General features: G+C 65.9%; 15 protein-coding genes. 4 read left to right on the forward strand and 11 right to left on the reverse strand.

Annotation, left to right across the window (positions count from 1 at the left end):
• The first annotated feature begins 56 nt into the window (after positions 1-56).
• The 4 genes from DI605_RS09445 to DI605_RS09460 all read left to right on the forward strand — a co-directional run bounded on the left by DI605_RS09445 (position 57) and on the right by DI605_RS09460 (position 4,430).
• A complete protein-coding gene (locus tag DI605_RS09445; protein ID WP_293972421.1) occupies positions 57-740 on the forward strand; it encodes a response regulator in 684 nt (227 codons plus the stop codon).
• 170 nt (positions 741-910) lie between these two features.
• Complete coding sequence (locus DI605_RS09450; RefSeq protein ID WP_293972425.1) at positions 911-1,954, forward strand: spore coat protein U domain-containing protein; 1,044 nt, start codon at positions 911-913, stop codon at positions 1,952-1,954.
• Between the two features lie 131 nt (positions 1,955-2,085).
• Positions 2,086-2,550: a hypothetical protein gene (locus tag DI605_RS09455; protein WP_293972428.1), complete on the forward strand. Its 465-nt coding sequence runs from the start codon at positions 2,086-2,088 to the stop codon at positions 2,548-2,550.
• A 269-nt stretch (positions 2,551-2,819) separates the two neighbouring features.
• Positions 2,820-4,430, forward strand: a complete 1,611-nt coding sequence (locus DI605_RS09460; RefSeq protein ID WP_293972431.1) for an ABC-F family ATP-binding cassette domain-containing protein — start codon at positions 2,820-2,822, stop codon at positions 4,428-4,430.
• A gap of 218 nt (positions 4,431-4,648) precedes the next feature.
• Here the strand turns inward: DI605_RS09460 and DI605_RS09465 are convergent, their stop codons facing one another.
• From DI605_RS09465 to DI605_RS09515, 11 genes are all read right to left on the reverse strand, one after another.
• On the reverse strand, positions 4,649-7,861 hold the full coding sequence (locus DI605_RS09465; RefSeq protein ID WP_293972433.1) for an autotransporter domain-containing protein: 3,213 nt from the start codon (positions 7,859-7,861) through the stop codon (positions 4,649-4,651).
• An 84-nt stretch (positions 7,862-7,945) separates the two neighbouring features.
• The gene (locus tag DI605_RS09470) at positions 7,946-10,378 is read right to left on the reverse strand and encodes a TonB-dependent receptor (protein ID WP_293972436.1); all 2,433 of its coding nucleotides are present in this window, start codon (positions 10,376-10,378) and stop codon (positions 7,946-7,948) included.
• Positions 10,375-11,298 (reverse strand): FecR domain-containing protein, encoded by a 924-nt coding sequence (locus DI605_RS09475; protein ID WP_293972439.1) that lies wholly within the window; start codon positions 11,296-11,298, stop codon positions 10,375-10,377. The genes DI605_RS09470 and DI605_RS09475 overlap by 4 nt, the downstream gene beginning before the upstream one ends.
• The gene (locus tag DI605_RS09480) at positions 11,288-11,803 is read right to left on the reverse strand and encodes a sigma-70 family RNA polymerase sigma factor (RefSeq protein ID WP_293972442.1); all 516 of its coding nucleotides are present in this window, start codon (positions 11,801-11,803) and stop codon (positions 11,288-11,290) included. The genes DI605_RS09475 and DI605_RS09480 overlap by 11 nt, the downstream gene beginning before the upstream one ends.
• A gap of 195 nt (positions 11,804-11,998) precedes the next feature.
• Positions 11,999-13,198 carry a glycosyltransferase family 2 protein gene (locus DI605_RS09485; protein ID WP_293972445.1) on the reverse strand — a complete coding sequence of 400 codons (1,200 nt, stop codon included), beginning with the start codon at positions 13,196-13,198 and terminating at the stop codon, positions 11,999-12,001.
• A gap of 947 nt (positions 13,199-14,145) precedes the next feature.
• Complete coding sequence (locus DI605_RS09490; RefSeq protein ID WP_293972448.1) at positions 14,146-14,661, reverse strand: DsrE family protein; 516 nt, start codon at positions 14,659-14,661, stop codon at positions 14,146-14,148.
• 10 nt (positions 14,662-14,671) lie between these two features.
• Positions 14,672-14,785: a DUF2474 domain-containing protein gene (locus tag DI605_RS09495; RefSeq protein ID WP_293972451.1), complete on the reverse strand. Its 114-nt coding sequence runs from the start codon at positions 14,783-14,785 to the stop codon at positions 14,672-14,674.
• Positions 14,785-15,792, reverse strand: a complete 1,008-nt coding sequence (gene cydB, locus DI605_RS09500) for a cytochrome d ubiquinol oxidase subunit II (protein WP_293972454.1) — start codon at positions 15,790-15,792, stop codon at positions 14,785-14,787. The genes DI605_RS09495 and cydB overlap by 1 nt, the downstream gene beginning before the upstream one ends.
• Before the next feature lie 2 nt (positions 15,793-15,794).
• Positions 15,795-17,204 carry a cytochrome ubiquinol oxidase subunit I gene (locus DI605_RS09505; RefSeq protein WP_293972457.1) on the reverse strand — a complete coding sequence of 470 codons (1,410 nt, stop codon included), beginning with the start codon at positions 17,202-17,204 and terminating at the stop codon, positions 15,795-15,797.
• Positions 17,205-17,360 carry a transposase gene (locus DI605_RS09510; protein WP_293972460.1) on the reverse strand — a complete coding sequence of 52 codons (156 nt, stop codon included), beginning with the start codon at positions 17,358-17,360 and terminating at the stop codon, positions 17,205-17,207. It abuts the gene before it with no gap.
• Positions 17,357-18,133, reverse strand: a complete 777-nt coding sequence (locus DI605_RS09515; RefSeq protein WP_293972463.1) for a sulfite exporter TauE/SafE family protein — start codon at positions 18,131-18,133, stop codon at positions 17,357-17,359. The genes DI605_RS09510 and DI605_RS09515 overlap by 4 nt, the downstream gene beginning before the upstream one ends.
• Between the last annotated feature and the right edge of the window lie 2 nt (positions 18,134-18,135).

Consider the following 18,135-nt stretch of genomic DNA (forward strand, 5'->3'; position numbering starts at 1 on the left):
ATCGCCCATAGACTTACGGAAGTTTGTAGCAGTTAATTCGATTTTGGACATTGTTTATGGCCAAATCCGTCCCATCTCCGCTGATAATGATAGTGGATGATCGATCGATCAATCTCATTTCTGCGCGGACGATGCTAAATTATGCTGGATGGCAAACAGTGACAGCTCCCAATGGGACGGAAGCACTTTTGCATCTCGATCAGATTCCTGCGCTCATCATTGCACCCCTGCATCTCGATATGCCGGGCGGGAGCGAGTTTTCCGCAGAAATTCGTTCTTTGGGAGAATCCTTCCGGAGTGCCCCGATGATCGCGATCACGGGTGCGCCCACACCGGATATCGATGATCTGCATCAATTGGGCTTCGACGATTCGCTTGCGGAGACCTATACAGCCGAAGAACTTGTTGCCGCCGCGGAGAAGTGGCGGCCGGAGCCGATGCCACCCACTGCAGAACATCTGGAGCAATTGTTCGGTGACGGGGAAGTCACGCAAATGCTCCGCGGGCTGCGTTCGCTTCTCGACGAGGCCCTCGGTGCGCTGGACACACACGATCCGGCCGATGTCGCGCATCGCGTCGCCGGATTTGCGGGCATTCTGGGCTTTTCGGATCTCAGCCGGGACTGGCGCCTGCTGTCGGAAGGTGACGGCCCGGATCGCACCATGATCCGTCGCCGTACCCGCATCGTCGTGGCGGAAATCGATCGTGATCTCGCCGGACGGGACGCGGCAGCGCACTGAAGCTCCATGCATTCCGGTCCGGCCGCAATTCCGGGCAAGTTGCCGGCGGCAACCATCCTAAAGTCTAATCCGGCAATACCGCCCACCACGATTAAGCGATTTTAAAACATGGATTCGCATCGACAGCAAAGATGCGCTTCTTGAGATTGATATTGTCTTCGCGATCGCGGATGCGTCGGCCGATCATCGCGCGCATCGTCGCGTTGCTCACGCTGGCATGCGCGGCGTCGGGGGCCACTGCGGCCTGCGATGTCGCGACGCCGATCGCCACGAGTGTCGGCAACTATTCCCCCGCCGCGATCAAGGCGAGCGCGCCGTTCGTCAAGACTGGCGCCGGCTTTTCCTGCGCCAGCTTCAGCGTGCTCACAGTCCTGAGCGGGAATTTCCTGAAAGCCACCGTCCCCGCCGGCACGGTTCTGAAACTGACATCGGCGGCATCGCCCACCGATAGCGTGACCTATCAGCTCTTTGCCGACAGCAACGCCTCGATCGAGCTGAAGCCGGGCATATCCGCTTATTACATGAACGGCGTCATCCTGAATCTGCTGAACCTCCTGGGAGACGGCACGATCAACGTGCCCGTTTATTTTAAGCTGGCGAGCACGAATGCAGTTGCCCCCGGAACCTATACCGGCAGCTTCTCGGTGAAATGGGACTGGAATTTCTGCAACGGGATCGCGGTCGCCTTTGCGTGCGTCGGCATCGTCGACTCCGGCAGCAAATCGGGCGTCGTCAACGTCACGCTCGTCGTGCAATCTAGGCCGCCGATCGTCAGCCTCACCCTGGGGCAGCCCACCTGGGACAGCGTGAACGGCACCTACAATCCCAAGGCGATTCCCGGCAGCAAGCGGCGCATGATCCTGACGGTCACCAATCCCGATATCGTCGCGACGCAGGCCGATGCCGTGCAACTCATCCTGCCCACCCCGACCAACATGATCATCGCGCTGGACGGAGACGGCACGGGATCGGGCGCGGTGATCCAGGGCAGCGAAGGCAGCCCGGCCTCGGGGCTGACCTTCTCCTACAGCGGCGCCTCCAATACGGGCGATGACGTCGATTTCTCGAGCGATCAGGGCACCAGCTGGACCTATGCGCCCGTCGCCGGCAACGCCACCTCTCAGGCGGCCGTGACCACGGTGCGCGTGCGCCCCAAGGGCAGCATGGCGGCGCTTTCCTCTTATTCGGTCACCGTCCCCTATAGCGTCCGGTGACGGGCAAGCTGAGTGTTCCTTCCCGTTAGACTTTGGTCGGCTTCGTGTCGCCGCGGATTAGAATCTTAGTTTCTGTAAACCTTATCCGCCCAGTGCCGGCTCGTTCCTGAAGAGAAGTTGCGAGAATATCCGTGCAGTCACGCCAGCATTTCAACGAAGAGCCGGGAGTGGACGGCGAACTATCGGTAACATTCGATCTCATCGGCGGCGCGGTGCAGGCGCGGGGCACCGGCATATGGTCCCCCCCTCAGGTGAAGGGCTATTTCGAGGATTGGCGACACGTCGTAAAAGCGGTTCATGCCAACGGTCTGGCGGTCTCGGCGTTCGTCGACATGGGGGAAGGCCTCGCCCAGTCGGACGAGGTGGCGGGCATCATCGCGACGATGACCCGCAATATATACCGGCCGGGCGACGCCGTCGCCATGCTCGTCTCGAACTCGCTCGCCAAGAACCAGATGCGGCGAACGCTCGACGCCCGCTATCATGAATATTTCATCTCACGCAGCGCCGCGCAGACCTGGCTCAAGGGTAGGGCCGTGCGCGGGCCGGCCGCGCCGCCTGCCGTCCCCACGGCGCGCTTCGGCCGGGGGCTGTGACGATTCGAGACCGGGCCGCGTCTCATCCCTTCCCGCGACGAAAACGGATGGGGACGGAAGAGGCATCGCTGGCGCCCCGCCGAAATCGCGCCGCACCTCTCCCAACGGTCGCCGCCCGATCGGCTCGGCCTTGCGAAAGAGGTGCTCCACTTGCCGTCGCGTGTCGGCGGCGATAGACATCCCACCACATACCGGCAGGACCACAGCGCACATGTGATTTCGATCTGACAGCAAAATCGATCCGTTTTGCCGCCAGGGAAATCATGTTCATGTCCGCCTCGATCGCGACGTTCGACCTCGGTTGGTCGACGCCGGAAGGTTATCCGGTCTTCCATCACCTCAATCTCAGCTTCAACCAGGAGCGCGTCGGCATCGTCGGTCGCAACGGCGTCGGCAAAAGCACATTGCTCCGAATGCTGGCGGACCAGCATCCGCCGGGGCACGGCAGGATCGTCAGGCGCGGAACGGTCGCGATGCTACGGCAGATCGTTCAGATAGGCCCGGACGAAACCCTCGCCGATCTGCTGGGCGTCGCCGCCGATCTCGCCCTGCTCCGGCGGGCCTCAGCCGGCGAGGCCACGGCCGACGAACTGGCGGCGGTCGACTGGACATTGGAGGCGCGCGTCCAGTCGGCACTCGCGCGCGTGGGCCTCGATGCCAGCCCGGGCAGCCCCCTCCGCCGCCTTTCCGGGGGCCAGCGCACCCGCGCCGCCATGGCGGGGGTGATGCTTGCCGCGCCGGACTTCCTGCTTCTCGATGAGCCCACGAACCATCTGGATCGCGCCGGCCGGGACGCATTGTTCGAACTGCTGGCATCGTGGCGGGCGGGCGCCATCATCGTCAGCCATGATCGCGCGCTGCTGGAGACAATGGATGCGATCGTCGAGATGACCCCGCTCGGCGCGGCGCGCTACGGAGGGAACTGGACGCACTATCGCGAGCGCAAGGTGATCGAGCTTGCGGCCGCCCATCAGGATCTGGAGACCGCCGAGCGGCAACGGATCGAAATCGATCGCAAGGCGCAGATCGCGATCGAGCGCAAGCAGCGCCGGGATGCGGCCGGCAGCCGCAAGGGCGCGCGCGGAGACATGCCGAAAATTCTGGCCGGAGCCCGGAAGGAGCGGGCCGAGAATAGCGGCGGCGACAATGCCCGACTGGCCGGGCGCCAGCGCGCGGAGGCGATGGAGGCGGCGGCGGCCGCGCGAAGCCGGATCGAGATCCTCGAGCCTATGAGCGTAACCCTTTCGCCCACCGGATTACCTGACAGCAAGACGATCCTGCATCTTCAGGACGTGACGGCGGGATATCCGGCAAGCCCTCCTGTCATCCGCAAATTCTCGCTTACGATCACCGGTCCGGAGCGGATCGCGATCGTCGGCCCGAACGGATCGGGCAAGACGACCCTGCTCAATCTGATCGCCGGGCGAATGGCGCCGACTTCCGGCACGATCATGCGTGGCGCTCCATTCGCCATGCTGGATCAGACGGCGGCGATCCTCGATCCCGGGCTGACGATCGCCGAAAATTTCCATGCGCTGAACCCGGGCATCGACGCCCTTGCATGCCGTGCGGCACTCGCGAAATTCCGCTTCAGGGCCGACGCCGCCCTGCAACGGGCCGGAACGCTCAGCGGCGGACAGATGTTGAGAGCCGCGCTGGCCTGCATCCTGGGCGGCCCCGCGCCGCCGCCGCTGCTGATCCTCGATGAACCTACCAACCATCTGGACCTCGAGTCCGTCGCCGCGATCGAGGCGGCGCTGCGGGCCTTCGACGGCGCCTTGCTGGTGGTGAGCCATGACGAGGCTTTCCTGGATGGTGCGGCGATTTCCAGGCGCATCGAACTCACGGTGCGGCCGGCCCCCCGGGGGAAGCACCCATAGGGACCGAGACGGCGCCCCTTGTCGCGACTCCTGGGGCGAGGATGGCCATCGCCCCGATCCGGATCCGTGGCCGGGATGCGGGCGCTCCGGCCTCCGCCGGTTCGCCCGCCCCGCCCCGCTTACCCGCAGGAAAACCGGGCGACGCCGATCCGTTGGCCCTGGCGTCTTCCACGGCGGCGCGGGGCAACGCCGGTGGACCGGCATTGCCCCGCCACCTGTCAGAGATCGAATTGCAGGTTGGCGCGGAGCGACAGGGCCGCGCGGCCCTGCTGCTGCTCCGCATTGAATTCGCTCCCCACGCGGAACATGGAATTGCCCCCCGTCGCGCGAAGCTTGCCGACCCAGCCGCTGGTGCGATCCTCCGGCACCAGCGCGAACGTCTGGCCATCGGCGAAGTGCGCGGTCGTCGAGCCCAACGATCCTCCCACCAGCTGCCGGCGGCCGCCTTCCACTTCGATCCGGAGCCATCCGCTATCCTGGTCATAGCCGCCGAAATCGAGGCCGGCCGCCACGCTGCCGGTGACGGCGAGTTCATCGCTCTTACGTGACGCCACGATCAGATCGAACGCCTGGCCGCCTCCGCTCTCGGCATAGCCATCCTCCTTGAGCCGGTAATAATCGACCGACGCGATCGGGCGGAGCGAGAAGGATCCCGAAACCATCTCGTAAGATACACCGCCGGCGGCCGAGGCGAGATTGCCGTTCCAACTGCCCTTGGTCGATCGGGTTACCGCTTCGCTGCCGGTGTTGCCGGTGAAGCTGCGCGCGCTCTTGAAATCGATCCGCCCGGCCGAGGCCCGCGCATAGGCGGAGAGACCAGCCCACGTCCCGCGCCAATAGGCCGCCAGTTCCCACTGATTGGCGTGAACATCATTGTCGGTGCCGCGATCATTGTCGCGGCCCGCCACATAGCCGACCGAGAGGCCGAAATTGCCGAGGCCGGTCTTATATTCGCCGCCCGTCGACAGGCCCCAGCCCCCCACGGAATAGCCCGCCGTGTCGTCCACGCTCTTCGTCGTGCTGAGGGCGATCTGGCTGATCCAGTATCCCCAGCGCCCCTTATCCTTGAAAGGCCCGCGCGGGTCGGCAAGGATCCGGGCCGTGGCGCGCGATCCCAGCGACGCCAGCTCGAACGTACCACCGGCATGATCCGGCAGCATCTGGCGGAGCGACCTGCGGAAATCATCTCCGTCCGTGATGTCGAGGAAGGCGGCGCCGACTTTCTGGTCGCGCCCCAGCGCGGCATAGGCCGCATCGTAGATCGCCGCCTGGGAGCGATTGAGCCCCAGTTCGGTGGTCGTCTTGCGGCTGATGTCGACGGCGAGCTCATTGCCGCCGACGGCCGAGAGCGCGCCCTTGAAAAGAAACGGGAGCAACGCCGTATCCGTCGCCAGATTCGCCGCCCCGCTGAGGCTGCCGGCGCGCAGGACGGTGTAGCGCCCTTCCGCGTCGGCGATGCTGCCGAGCTTGATCGCGAGCTTCGAGCCCTGCGCGAAGGAGGCATTGCCCGAAATCTGGAGAAGGTTGGCGGCCTGCGCCGCGCTATCCTTCTGAAGCGTCACACGCAGGACGGATCCGCTGCCCATCGCCAGCGACGCGATCGAGGCGCCCTTGGCGAGATCGAACGTGCCACCATTGACCGTGACCGCAAGCTCCTGCGCATTGGCGAGCGTGCCCGCGAAGCGCGCGGTGCCGGACAGGGTCAGCATATCCTGGCCACCGCCAAAATCGGCGGTTCCGGTGAACACGGAGGTGCCGGCCAGCGAGACGCTGTCATTGCCCGATCCGAACGAGGCGGTTCCATCGAACGTGGCGTCTCCCGAAAGGGCGAGCCTGTTGTCGCCCGTGCCGAAACGCGCCTGCCCCTTGACCGACCCGTCCGCGACATCCAGCAGATCGTTGCCCGCGCCGAAGCGGATGTCCCCCGCGATGCTGGGCGCGGTGATGCCGGCCGCCACCGCCGTCTGCCGCACGATTACGCCCTCATTGTTGGCGGACAGATCGATGGCGATGTTACGGTCGGACGTGGCGAGCGCGCCGGAGGCGGAAATGGCGCCGCTGTTTTCGACGAGGGAGACGGAGCCGCCACGATCCACGATCGCGGTGGCGCTTCCGTCCGCACCGCTCGCGGTGGCCCTGATCGTTCCGCTGTTGCGGATCGTGGCGACATGGCCTCCCGTCTCGATCACGATTGCCGTAGCCCGGGATGTTGAAGTGCCGCCGCCTGTGGCCGTCACGCTGCCCGCCACGCGGATTTCGGGCGTCGTGGCGCCGTTGCCGATCCGGATCGCGGTGGCGCTGGCGCCGTTCGAAACAGCCTCGATCCGGCCATTGACGCCGATCCCGTTCGCGATCGAGACCGTTCCGCCCAGGCCCCCGACGACGAGGCCGTTGCCGTCGATCCCGGCATAGAGGCCCTGCCCCGAAATGCTGCCGTCGACGATCAGGCCGAAGCCGGTGCCCGTGCCGGCTACAGGCCCGATCGCCACGGCGCGATCGGCCGCGCCGATCTGCACGGCCGCCGCCGCCCCATAAGAAAGGATCGTGGCGGAGCCTTCCTTGCCATCATCGATCCCGTCCTTGTCCTCGTCATTGTCGGTCGGGCTGTTATCCTTGGGCGGAACGGCGAGAATGATCCCGCCCGAAACATTGCCGGCGACGATAAGGGCCGGGCCACCCTGAAGCAGATCGTCCGCGTCCAGCTTGCTGGGATCGGCCGGCAGGGTCGTGGTGCGATAGCCGGTCGAGGCCAGGGCGCCCTGCACCACCAGTGCGCCGGCGATGTCGCCATCCACACGGGCCGCGACAGCCCCTTCGCCCTGCGCGCCGATGGCGCCGGCAAGGCGGACATTGCCATTCACGGCATCCAGCCGCACGCCGACCGATCGATCGCCGACAATCGTGGTCGTGCCATCGTGGGTGAAGGCACCGGTCAGGGCGCCGCCCAGCCAGATTCCGGCGCTGTCCTTGCCCTCCACGGCGATGGTGCCGCTGTTCGAGATCGATCCCGCATAGGAGCCGGCGGTGCGGATGCCGCTGCGGCCAGTGCCAACGGCGAGCGGACCATCGAGATCCCCGTCCTTGTCGGCGTCCGTCGGCTCGTAGGTTTCGTCGATGGTGATCTTGCCGGTGTTCGCGATGCCACCGCCGGCTCCCGCAGCCACTGCGATGCCGGTTGCGCCATCCGCATTGGTGATCTGGATCAGGCCCTCATTGGTCAGCTTGTTGTTGCTGTCGACCGTTACGGCGGCGCCAGCCGTCGGGACGATCGAGCCCGCACTGGTGATGCGCGTATCATCGCTCGCGCCCGCCTTTATCGTGGACGTGCGGACGGGATCGGTGCGCTTGGCCTCAATCAGCGTTTCTGCACGAACCGGAAAGGCGGACAGGAGCGCCGGCAGGCAGGCGGAAGCGAACAGATGACGACGCATGAAGGTCCCTTTGTGCAGTGACCGGCGCGATCGGATCGCGCCGTTTGCACCTCAGGACGGAGCCCTTCGCGGGGCGCCTTGAATTCAGAATGAGGCGTCGACGCCGAGACGGACAGTGCGCGGCCGCAGCGGCGTGATCTGGCTGTGCCCGATCGCGAAGGGGGTGCCGAGCGCGAACCGGTTGCCTACGGCGTCGGTCAGGTTGGTGGCGCCCAGCGTCACGCCCCAGCCGGCCCTGCCGACACGCAGCGCCAGCGCCGTATCCAGATAATCGCCCTGCGCCTCGCCGAGGATCGGCCCGATGCCGAGACGCGAACGGCCGACATAGCGGGCCCAGCCGTTCAGACGGAGCGTGAAGCCGTCGCCCATCGCCCGCTGATAATCGAGGCCCACCCTCGCCGCATAACGCGCGACATTCGGCACGCGGCTCATGCGGACGAGAGCGATCCGCGCCACTTCGGGTGCCGGTTCGGCGACCCGGCTGTCATTGTAGGTGACGCCCAGATCCAGCCGCAGGCCGGAGATCGGCTTCCAGCCCGCCGCAAGGCTCGCCGTCCAGATGCGGCCGTCGCCGATGTTGGCGGTGCTCGGCAGCCCGCTGGAATCGATGAAGTCGGCCTGGATATCGTCCCAACGGCTATGGGAAAGGCTGGCCGCGAGATCGATCCGGTCTCGGCCGGGCTCGCCGAAACGGAGCCCGCTTTCGAGGGTCGAAACCCGGTCTCCCCGGAAGCGGCGGACGAAATCGCCCTCGATCGCGAGTCCCCCGGGCCGAAACCCCTGCTGAAAGCGCGTGAAGAGGCTCAGCTTCGGAAGGATGGCCGCCACGATCGATCCCGAAGGCAGCAGGCGGGTGGTGGTGCGATCGGCGATCAGTTGCGCCCGGGCTAACTCCGCGACGGCGCTGGACAGAGGCGATACGTCTTCGGCCGCGCCCGAGAGCCGGGCATGGCTGAGCCGTCCGCCACCTGTGATGGTGAGGCCCCGGACGGGGGCGATGCTCGCCTCTCCGTAGAGCGTATATTCGTCGGTCCGGTTGACGATGCCGGTGGCGGGAAGCAGCGAGGAATCCAGCCCCATCGCGCGCTTGAGCCGGGTTCGGTTCGCGGTGAAGCTGGTGCCGATCAGCCAGCCATAGCCATCGGCCGTCGGCCGCCACAGCCTGCTTTCGCTGGCAATCAGGCGCGTGCTGTTGCGCTGGACGAAAACGCGGGGCTCGCCGCGCGACAGGACGACGCCGGCCGCCAGCGGCTCCGCATCGACACCCGTCCCGGGCACCACCGATCCGCTCGGCACGCCCGCATCGTAGCGTTCGCGCAGGTGCTGGCCGATCGCGCCGCTGGACGAACGGAAGCGGATCCCGCCCCAGTCCTTGGCGATGACGAGCTGCCCCAGCACATAGGAAGCGGAAAAACCCTGAGCGATCGCGCTGGAGCGGGTGAGCGGCGGCCCATCCCGATCGGCATATTGGCTATCGTCCCCATGGGTGCGCTGGCCGATCGCGCCGATGTCGATCGTCCAGCCGCTCCCGGCATCGACGCGCAGGGTCGCGCGGCCCCCGGCCGTCCGCGTGCGATTGATGTCCTTTTCGCCTCGCAGGGGATTGTCGATAAAGCCGCCCTCGCTGACGCCATAGCCCACCACGCGCAGCGCCGCTCTGTCCCCCGCCACCGGCAGGTTCAGTATGGCCGAAAGATCGCCGCCCGGATCGCCGTGCGCGGTCGCGCTCACGCCGCCAGCGACCGAGCCCTGGAATTGCCCCAGCACCGGCGCGTTCGGCGCCAGCCGGATGATGCCGCCGAGCGAACCGGCGCCGTAAAGCGTGCCCTGCGGGCCTTCGAGCACCTCGACGGACGCCATGTCGTACAGGCGCAGATCGGGATCGGGCGCATTATAGGTAAGCCGGAGATCGCCAAGATACTGGCCGACCGTCGACTGGGTCGGCCCGGTGAAGCTGGAATCGGCGATCCCGCGGATGAAGAGCTTGTTGCGCCCCGCGCCCAGATGGGTCGACGAAACGCTGGCCAGCCGGGACAGGATCGCATCGGTTCCGCCGGCGCCGCCGAAGGCCAGATCGATGCCGTCGATCAGCGATGCCTGGCCCGGCAGATCGCGCAACCGGACGTCACGCTTGCTGGCGGTGACGATGATCTCGGATGGCGCGGCGATCTGCGAAGGCGGCGGGGTTTGCCCCGCCGGACGGATGGCGGGCTGCCCCGTCCGCGCCGGCTTGGCGAGCAGGCGCCAGCCGCCGGGGCCTGCCGGGCGAAGCTCCGCGCCAGCCGCCTTGGCCATCCGATCGAGAGCCTTGCGGGCGGTCATGCGGCCGCGAATGGCGGGGACCTTTCGCTCCCACAATTCCGTGCCTTCCACGCTGACGCTGGTGCGGGTCGCGCGGCCGAGCGCGCGCACGGCATCGCCCAGCTTTCCAGCCGGAAGATCGAGCGTGGGCTCCGCCGCCAGTGCCGGCCCGGAGGCCAGCAGCAGGGGCGCGAACAGGCAGTGCGCAATTTTCACGGGAGTGGCGTGATCTCCCAGCCGTCACCGTTGCGCCGGATCCGGACATTGAGCAGCGGCCCCAGCCGGGCAGGATCATCGCGCACCACATCAAGCGAGATCGTTCCCCGGAAAGACCGGGTCGCTATGGCGGGGGCAACCGCGATCCTGTGGCCCAGCGCACGCGAGAGATCCGCGGATACCTGCTCCAGCGGGGCGCCGTCATAGTCGAGCGTGCCCTGCCGCCAGCCGCCGACGCTTTCCGGGGAGACCTCCGCGAGACGGATCGAGCGCCCGTTGGAGAGCAGCCCCTGGCCGGCTTCGAGGCGGACCTTCTCGCCCGAAGGATTGAACAGCACGGCCCCTTCGGCGACCCCCACCCGGATGCCGGCACCGTCGCGGGCCACGTCAAACGCCGTCCCGACGTCGAGAAGCTCATCCTCGCCGGCCTTCACCCGGAAAGGCCGGTCGGCATCATGGCGCACCATGAAATAGGCCTCACCACGCTCCAGCGTGGCGATCCGGGAATCACGATGGTCCAGAATGACGCGGCTCCCGCCGTTGAGCGCGATGCTGGTGCCATCCGCCAGTGCCACCGTACGCGTCTCGCCTGGCGCCGTCTCGATCCCATAAGGATCGGCCCGGTTCTGCAAAACGCCATAGCCCGCGATCGCCGCGACGGAGGCAGCGAAAGCGCCGGAGATCCACAGGCCACGCCGCGAAGACGCCCTTGGCGCAATCGCGGGCATCCCCTGCGCCGGGGCGGGAACCAGCGTGGCGAGGTCAGCGGCGTCGGCTTCCAGCGCATGATAGCGCTCGGCATGGCGCGGATCCGCCTCCAGCCAGGCGGTGAAGCCATCCCAGTCCTCGAACGCCGGATCGCCCAGCCGCACGATCCAGTCGAGCGCGGCCGCATCGACCATGTCTGAATCACGCGTCATCGATGCGCCTCCGGGCTTCGAGAAGCGCCCCATATGCGACGCGCAGATCGCTCTCCACCGTACTGATGCTGATGTTCATCTCCGCCGCGATATCGCGCTGGCCGATCCCGTCGATCCTGTGGCGCCGGAAGATCGCAGCCGCCCGCCCGGGAATATTGTCCAGCGCCGCCTGCGCGACACCCAGCGCCTCGCGCGCGATGAGCGTCCGCTCGCCCGAGGGTTCGTCCGACTTGCCGGGAAAGGTGGTGCCGAACGCCTCGTTCCAGTCCCTCTCGCGCACACTGGCCTGACGAAGCGAGCGATGCCGGTCGACCATCAGATTGTTGGCTGCGCGAAAAAGATACGAGAGCGGCGCGCCGATCGGCCCCGGCGGTGTGGCCGAAACCTTGATCCACAGTTCCTGCAGCAGATCCTCCGCCGCCTCTCCCGCGCCATGCGCGAAAAGGAAGCGCAACAATCTCGCGCGATTCTCCAGAAATACGGCCTCGAGGCCGGCTTTGGTCATAATCGTCGATCACATCGGCCAAGTCGGGTCGCGCCGCTAGCCGGTACAGGCGCGAATTGCCACCCCCTGGAAGGAAGCCATGACCCTGCCCTAGTCTGCACTCCCTCTGCGTCGGCGTTTCGCATGGCCCGATTTCCTTCCAACACGTTGCCAGGATCATCCCGACGCCGCCCGATATCTGCTGCATCGGCACGGTCACGCGTCCGTCGACCAGGTATATCGGGCCGACGCACCGTAATTCCACACCATGCCGGCCAGGATACCGGCAATCGCGGCCATCTCCCAGGGCAGCCCCATACCGAGTGCGGTGGTCGCAACCAGCACGTTGGCGATCGCGCCGATCGCGCAGACCAGCGCAAAGCTGGCCAGGCCGCCCAGCCATCCCCATCCCCGTCGACGGCGATCGGCATAGGTGAGGAGATTGTTCACCGCATAGTTGCCGATCATGGCGGCGCCGGTGGCCACGACTTCCGATATCCGGAAGCCCGCGCCCAGCAGCCTGAACAATAGCCCCAGCACGGCGAGGTGAACCAGCAGGCCCAGAGCCCCCACGCAGGCGAAGGAAAAGAGCCGCACGGGAATGACATGGCCGAAAAGCCTGTCCGCCAGCATCATGCCATAGTCCCAGGTAACCCGCAGGGAGAGCTTGCTCTCGCCATGCCGTCGCGTGGAGAAGCGCAGCGGGAGTTCCCGTATGCGGAGTGATGGGCCGGCGGTAAGCACGATATCGAGCAGCACCTTGAAGCCGATCGCGGACAGTTCCGGAGCCCATCGATCGATCACCTCGCGACGCAGCGCGAAAAAGCCGCTCATGGGATCCGTCAGGTCCACCGCGGTCATCTTCGTGGCGAACCATGTCGCCAGGCGGCTGGCGGCGGCGCGCGATCCCGCCCATTCGCCAAGCGATCCGCCGGCGACGTGGCGGCTGCCGATCACGAGATCGGTGTGGCCCGCCCGAAGCGTCGCCAGCATCGCCGCGAGCAGGGCCGGATCGTGCTGCAGATCGGCGTCCATCACCGCGAGAAAAGGCGCGCTGGAGGCAAGCATGCCTTCCACGCAGGCCGAGGACAGCCCGCGACGGCCGACGCGGCGAATGACGCGCACACGCGGATCCCGGGCATGCAGGGTGCGGACATAATCCGCTGTGCGATCGGGGGAATCGTCGTCAACGACGATCACCTCCCACTGCACGCCGGCCAGCGCCGCAGCGATACGCCCGATCAACGGGCCGACATTGGCGCGCTCGTTGAAGGTCGGCACCACGATGGAGAGTTCGATCGGCTCGGGGATAGCGGCCGCATAAGCGGGCGGCGCGACGTCACCTGGCGCCAGGCCCGCCCGGGAGCCACGGGAGACCGATCGTAAGAAGCCGAATTCGGCATGGAGTGCTGTCATGGGGTCCGGGATCCGAAATGCGTTCGATCCACATGACGGAGCGCATCGGCCGCAGCCTTGATCGACGGTGACGTGCTCCCCGGACGTCACGCATTCGGTGAGGCTGTTCGTCGGATGGAGACGAGCGCTACGGCGAGACGGGTTCGCGGGGCATGGCGGACGGACCACAATGCCGTAGATCCGCACAGCAGCCTCGGTGGCATGGCAGCCGCCGAATTCACCACCCGCCCTCGCCAGGGGGCATGAGGACACGGAAGCTGACTTATCAGCGACCTGGAAACGGGGAGCAGGTCAGCTCTGGCGCGGGGGTTTTCGGGTTGTGGCGGCGAGGCCGGGGCATCCGCTGGGCGGGGGCAGCTGACGATCTGCAGTGCGGGCCCGTGCGATGGGCGCTTCGAGGAGTGTTTGGGGGGCGAGTGGGTGTCGCGCGGGAAGGAGGCACAAAAAAGCCGCCGCAGGCTGCCCTGGGCGGTTGTGGGATATTTGAAGTTGGTTGCGGGGACAGAAACCGTTTACTGTCGACCCATGCCTTAGGAGCTTGTTTTATTGCGAATTTTTTGTGCTCGCGCGGCTAGACACCCCCAATAGTACCCCAAGTGGGGCGGCTTGCGGTGAAACGCCCTCCGGGTCAGCTAAAAAGCCGGGGTACGCATCAAAGAACGCGCCGATCGTAACCATAGCCCCTCTTTAGGCCTGCAAAGACTGTCGAAGAAGCTGCCCCGTCACGGCAGACGGCGGGCATCCGCGATCCAACAGCCGCTGCCCAATCGCAGACGTGTGTTTATGCAGCGAGCACCAGAGCCCGGCGGCACAGATAAGCAAGCTGGATGGCGAGAATTGGGACTTATCCGCCAGGCAGCTTTGGAGCTGCAAAGCATCAGAGCTGCCCGACGGCTCTGCTGCTGCATCTCGGTGGCGATTAAAGTGCGAGCGGCTGAACAGCCTAGTCAATCCGGCTGGTAGCCATAGCCTTTCGCCTGCAACGTGGCGATCGTCGTGATCGCCGATACATCGAGGTGCACGCCGGGCAACAAGTCCGTCGCCGCGATGCCGTGCGCGCTCGCCGCCTGACTGCAAACTGCTACCCGAACACCGGCGGAGGTTAACTCACCGATAAGCGCCGCGTCGATGGGTTGCGATGCTCCGCCATCGGGCTTGCGAACGATCGCAGTTGCAGGTCCGGATATAATCGCCACGACATGAATATTGTCTCGGCCGACGCCATAGTGCGTGAGCAGGTTCACGAAACGGGCGACGCGCTCAAGCGAGGGGTTCGCTTGATCTCGTTTCGGCGCAGCTTTCGTCACGCCGAAAACGACCCGATATTCGATCTTCGAATCGGGACGCTCCTGCGCACCGGGCACATCAACGATCTTGCCAAAGTGCGGGACCGCCAAAGCGGACTGGGCAATGGTCGGACCCGATAGCCCGATCATGGTCATCGCCGTCAAAATCTTCCGCACACCATTCTCCTCACCGCAACCAGAACCGGATTATGGATGCGACGATGCCGAGCGCCAGGACGCTCGCCGTCCAGATGCCGATCATCCACAAAAGGCGGTGCCAGAAGGGGCGCTCGGCTTCCATCAATGATATCCGTGGGTGCCGACTTTGCCGCGAAACACCCAGTAGGCCCAGCCGGTGTAAGCGAGAATGACCGGCACGATGATGACGGCGCCGGCCAGCATGAAGAGCTGGCTCTGCGGGGGAGCGGCGGCATCCCAGATCGTCACCGAGCGTGGCACCACGTAGGGATAGATGCTGATCCCGAGGCCGACGAAGCCGAGAAGGAAGATCGCCAGCGCCAGCAGGAAGGGCAGCCGTTCGGCACCACGACGAAGGCTGATGAAGAAGGCAATAGCCACGATCAGCGTCATCAGCGGCACCTGCGCGGTCAGCAGCACGCCCGGCATGGTGAACCAGCGGTGCCAATAGTCGTATGCGAGAAATGGCGTCGCTGCGCTTACGGCTCCCAGCGCCAGCAGCGTCGCCATGCCGGACCATAACGTGAGGCGCCGAGCATGAGTTTGCGCGGAGCCTTCGGTCTTCCACACCAGCCAGGTCGCTCCGAGCAGGGCATAGCCGATTACCACCGAGACGCCGGTGAGCAGGCTGAACGGGCTCAACCAGTCGAGCCAGCCACCGGCATAGGCGTCGGCCTCGACATGAATGCCCTGCAGGATCGCGCCGAGGACGATCCCTTGCGAAAGCGCAGCGACGAGCGAGCCGAGCATGAACGCGAAATCCCACAGCGGTCGATGACCAGGATCGCGCCAGCGAAACTCGAACGCGACGCCCCGGAAGACGAGGCCCAGCAACATCGCGATGATCAGCGGATAGGTCGCCGGCAGGATGATCGCATAAGCCAGCGGGAAAGCGGCGAGCAGCCCGCCGCCGCCCATCACCAGCCATGTCTCGTTGCCGTCCCACACGGGCGCGATCGCGTTCATCGCCTGATCGCGCTCGTCGCCGACAGCGAAACTCGGGAACAGGATGCCAATACCCAGGTCGAAGCCGTCCATCACGACATAGGCGAACACCGCAAAGCCGATGATGCACGCCCAGACGATGGTAAGATCGAAATGCCCCATCATCGTCACTCCGCCGCCGGGACCGCGCCCACCGCAGGCGCGGGTGTAATGCCTGCCGTGCGGTTCGGCACGTTGGGCGGCTCGGTCTCGCCGCGCTCGGGCGGCTTCGCCATCAGCCGCAAAAGGTAAAGCGTGCCGGCGCCGAAGCAGGAGAAATAGACCAGCACGAAGGCGAGCAGCGATGAGGCGACGGCCGGCGCCCCCAGCGGCGAATGGGATTTTGCCGTCTCAAGCAAACCATAGACGGTATAGGGCTGTCGGCCGACCTCGGTCGTCACCCAGCCGGCAATCACCGCGACAAAGCCCGCCGGGCTCAATGCGACGGCGGCCCGATGCAGCCATGGCCAGTCATAGAGCTGTTTACGGGCGCGGGCGAGCAGGCTCCACAGGCCGAGGCCGAGCATCGCCAAGCCCAGCGCCACCATGATCCGGAACGACCAGAAGACGATCGGCGATGGCGGCCACTTGTCGCGTGGGAAATCGGTCAGTCCCGGCAGCGGCGCATTGGGATCATGCTTGAGGATCAGCGAGCCGAGCTTGGGCACTGCCACCTCGTAGCGGACGCGGGCCTCGTCGTTGCTCGGCAGCCCGAACAGGATCAGCGGCGCGCCATTGGGACTCGGATGATAGTCCCCCTCCATCGCCAGCACCTTGGCAGGCTGGTGCTCGAGCGTGTTGAGGCCGTGCGCGTCGCCGGCAAGTATCTGGATGGGGGCGACGAGCGCCGCCATCCACATCGCCATCGAGAACATGCGTCGCGCACCCGGATTGGTGCGGTCTTTCAACAGATGCCAGGCGCCGACCCCGCCCACCACGAGCGAGGTGGTGAGATAGGCGGCAATGACGGTGTGAACGAGCCGATAGGGGAAGCTGGGATTGAAGATGATCGGCAGCCAGGAGCCGGCGGGCACGAACTGGCCCTTGGCGTTGATCGCATAGCCGACCGGCGTCTGCATCCAGCTGTTCACGCTGATGATCCACGTCGCCGAGACCAGCGTGCCGAGCGCCACCATGCAGGTCGCGAAGAAGTGCAGCCCGCGCCCAACCTTGGAAATGCCGAACAGCATGACGCCAAGGAAGCCTGCCTCGAGGAAGAAAGCGGTCAGCACCTCATAGGCCATCAGCGGCCCGATGATCGGCCCGGCTTTGGTCGAGAAGACCGACCAGTTGGTGCCGAACTGGTAGGACATGACGAGGCCGGACACGACGCCCATGCCGAAGGCGACCGCGAAGATCTTGAGCCAGTAGCGATAGAGGTTTGCGTAGATGCCGCTGCCCGTCTTCAGCCACAGGCCCTCCAGCACCATCAGGTAGCTTGCCAGCCCGATCGAAAAGGCTGGAAAGATAAAATGGAAGGAGACGGTGAAGGCGAACTGGGCTCGCGCCAAAATCACCGGATCGAGTGACGACAGCATCTAATTACCTGCTCCCTGTCGCTTCGCGCGCTTCCAGCGCTGGAAGACGCTTTCCGAGATGCCGACTTCGCGGCAGCTTTCGATCACACCCCTGCCAGTCGCGACGAGCGCCTCGACCGCAAGGCACCGCGCCTCCTTGTCAGCCATGACCGTCATAGCGCCGCCGCGCTCTTCCACAGCATATAGCCTGCCACGACGAAGATGAGCACCGCAAAGACCGTGGTCAGCGTTCCCGTTCCCGAAAGACGCCTCGCCGTCATCGTGCCGCCGAAGCCACCGGCTATGCCCCCAGCAATGAACACGCCGGCGAGCGGCCAGTCGACCAACCCCGAGAAGGCATAATTGAGCGCCGTGGTCAGGCCGAAGGCCGTGACGGCGACCAGGCTCGTGCCGACCGCGTTGATCATCGGCATCCGGGTCGAGGCGACCAGTCCCGGCACGATCAGGAAACCGCCACCAATGCCGAAGAAGCCGGAGAACAGCCCCGTACCAAGGCCATAGCCCAGCACTTTGGGGGCATTCTCCCGATTGCACTGCGCGCCCTCGATCCCGACCGCCTTGCGCCCCTTGAGCATCAGCGCGCCGACGGCGAGCATGACGAGGGCAAAGAGGAACAGCAGCTTCTGCCCGTCGAATGCCTTGCCGATGGTCGATCCCGCCAGCGCACCCGCGACACCGGCAACCGCGTACATGCCGCCGCACCGCCACTTGACGGTATGGGCACGCGCGTGGCTGGCAAGGCCTGTTCCCGCGTTCGCTGCGACGGCCAGGGCGCTGGTGCCGATCGCGACGTGCGGACTCGACACGCCGACCAGATAGACCATTAGCGGCACGGCGAGGATTGAGCCGCCGCCACCCACGAGGCCGAGCGAGAAGCCGACAAGTCCACCGGACAGGGCGCCAAGGCCGTATTGCAACGTGTCGAGCATGG

This window comes from Sphingomonas sp. (assembly GCF_003248515.1).
GTDB lineage: Bacteria > Pseudomonadota > Alphaproteobacteria > Sphingomonadales > Sphingomonadaceae > Sphingomonas_I.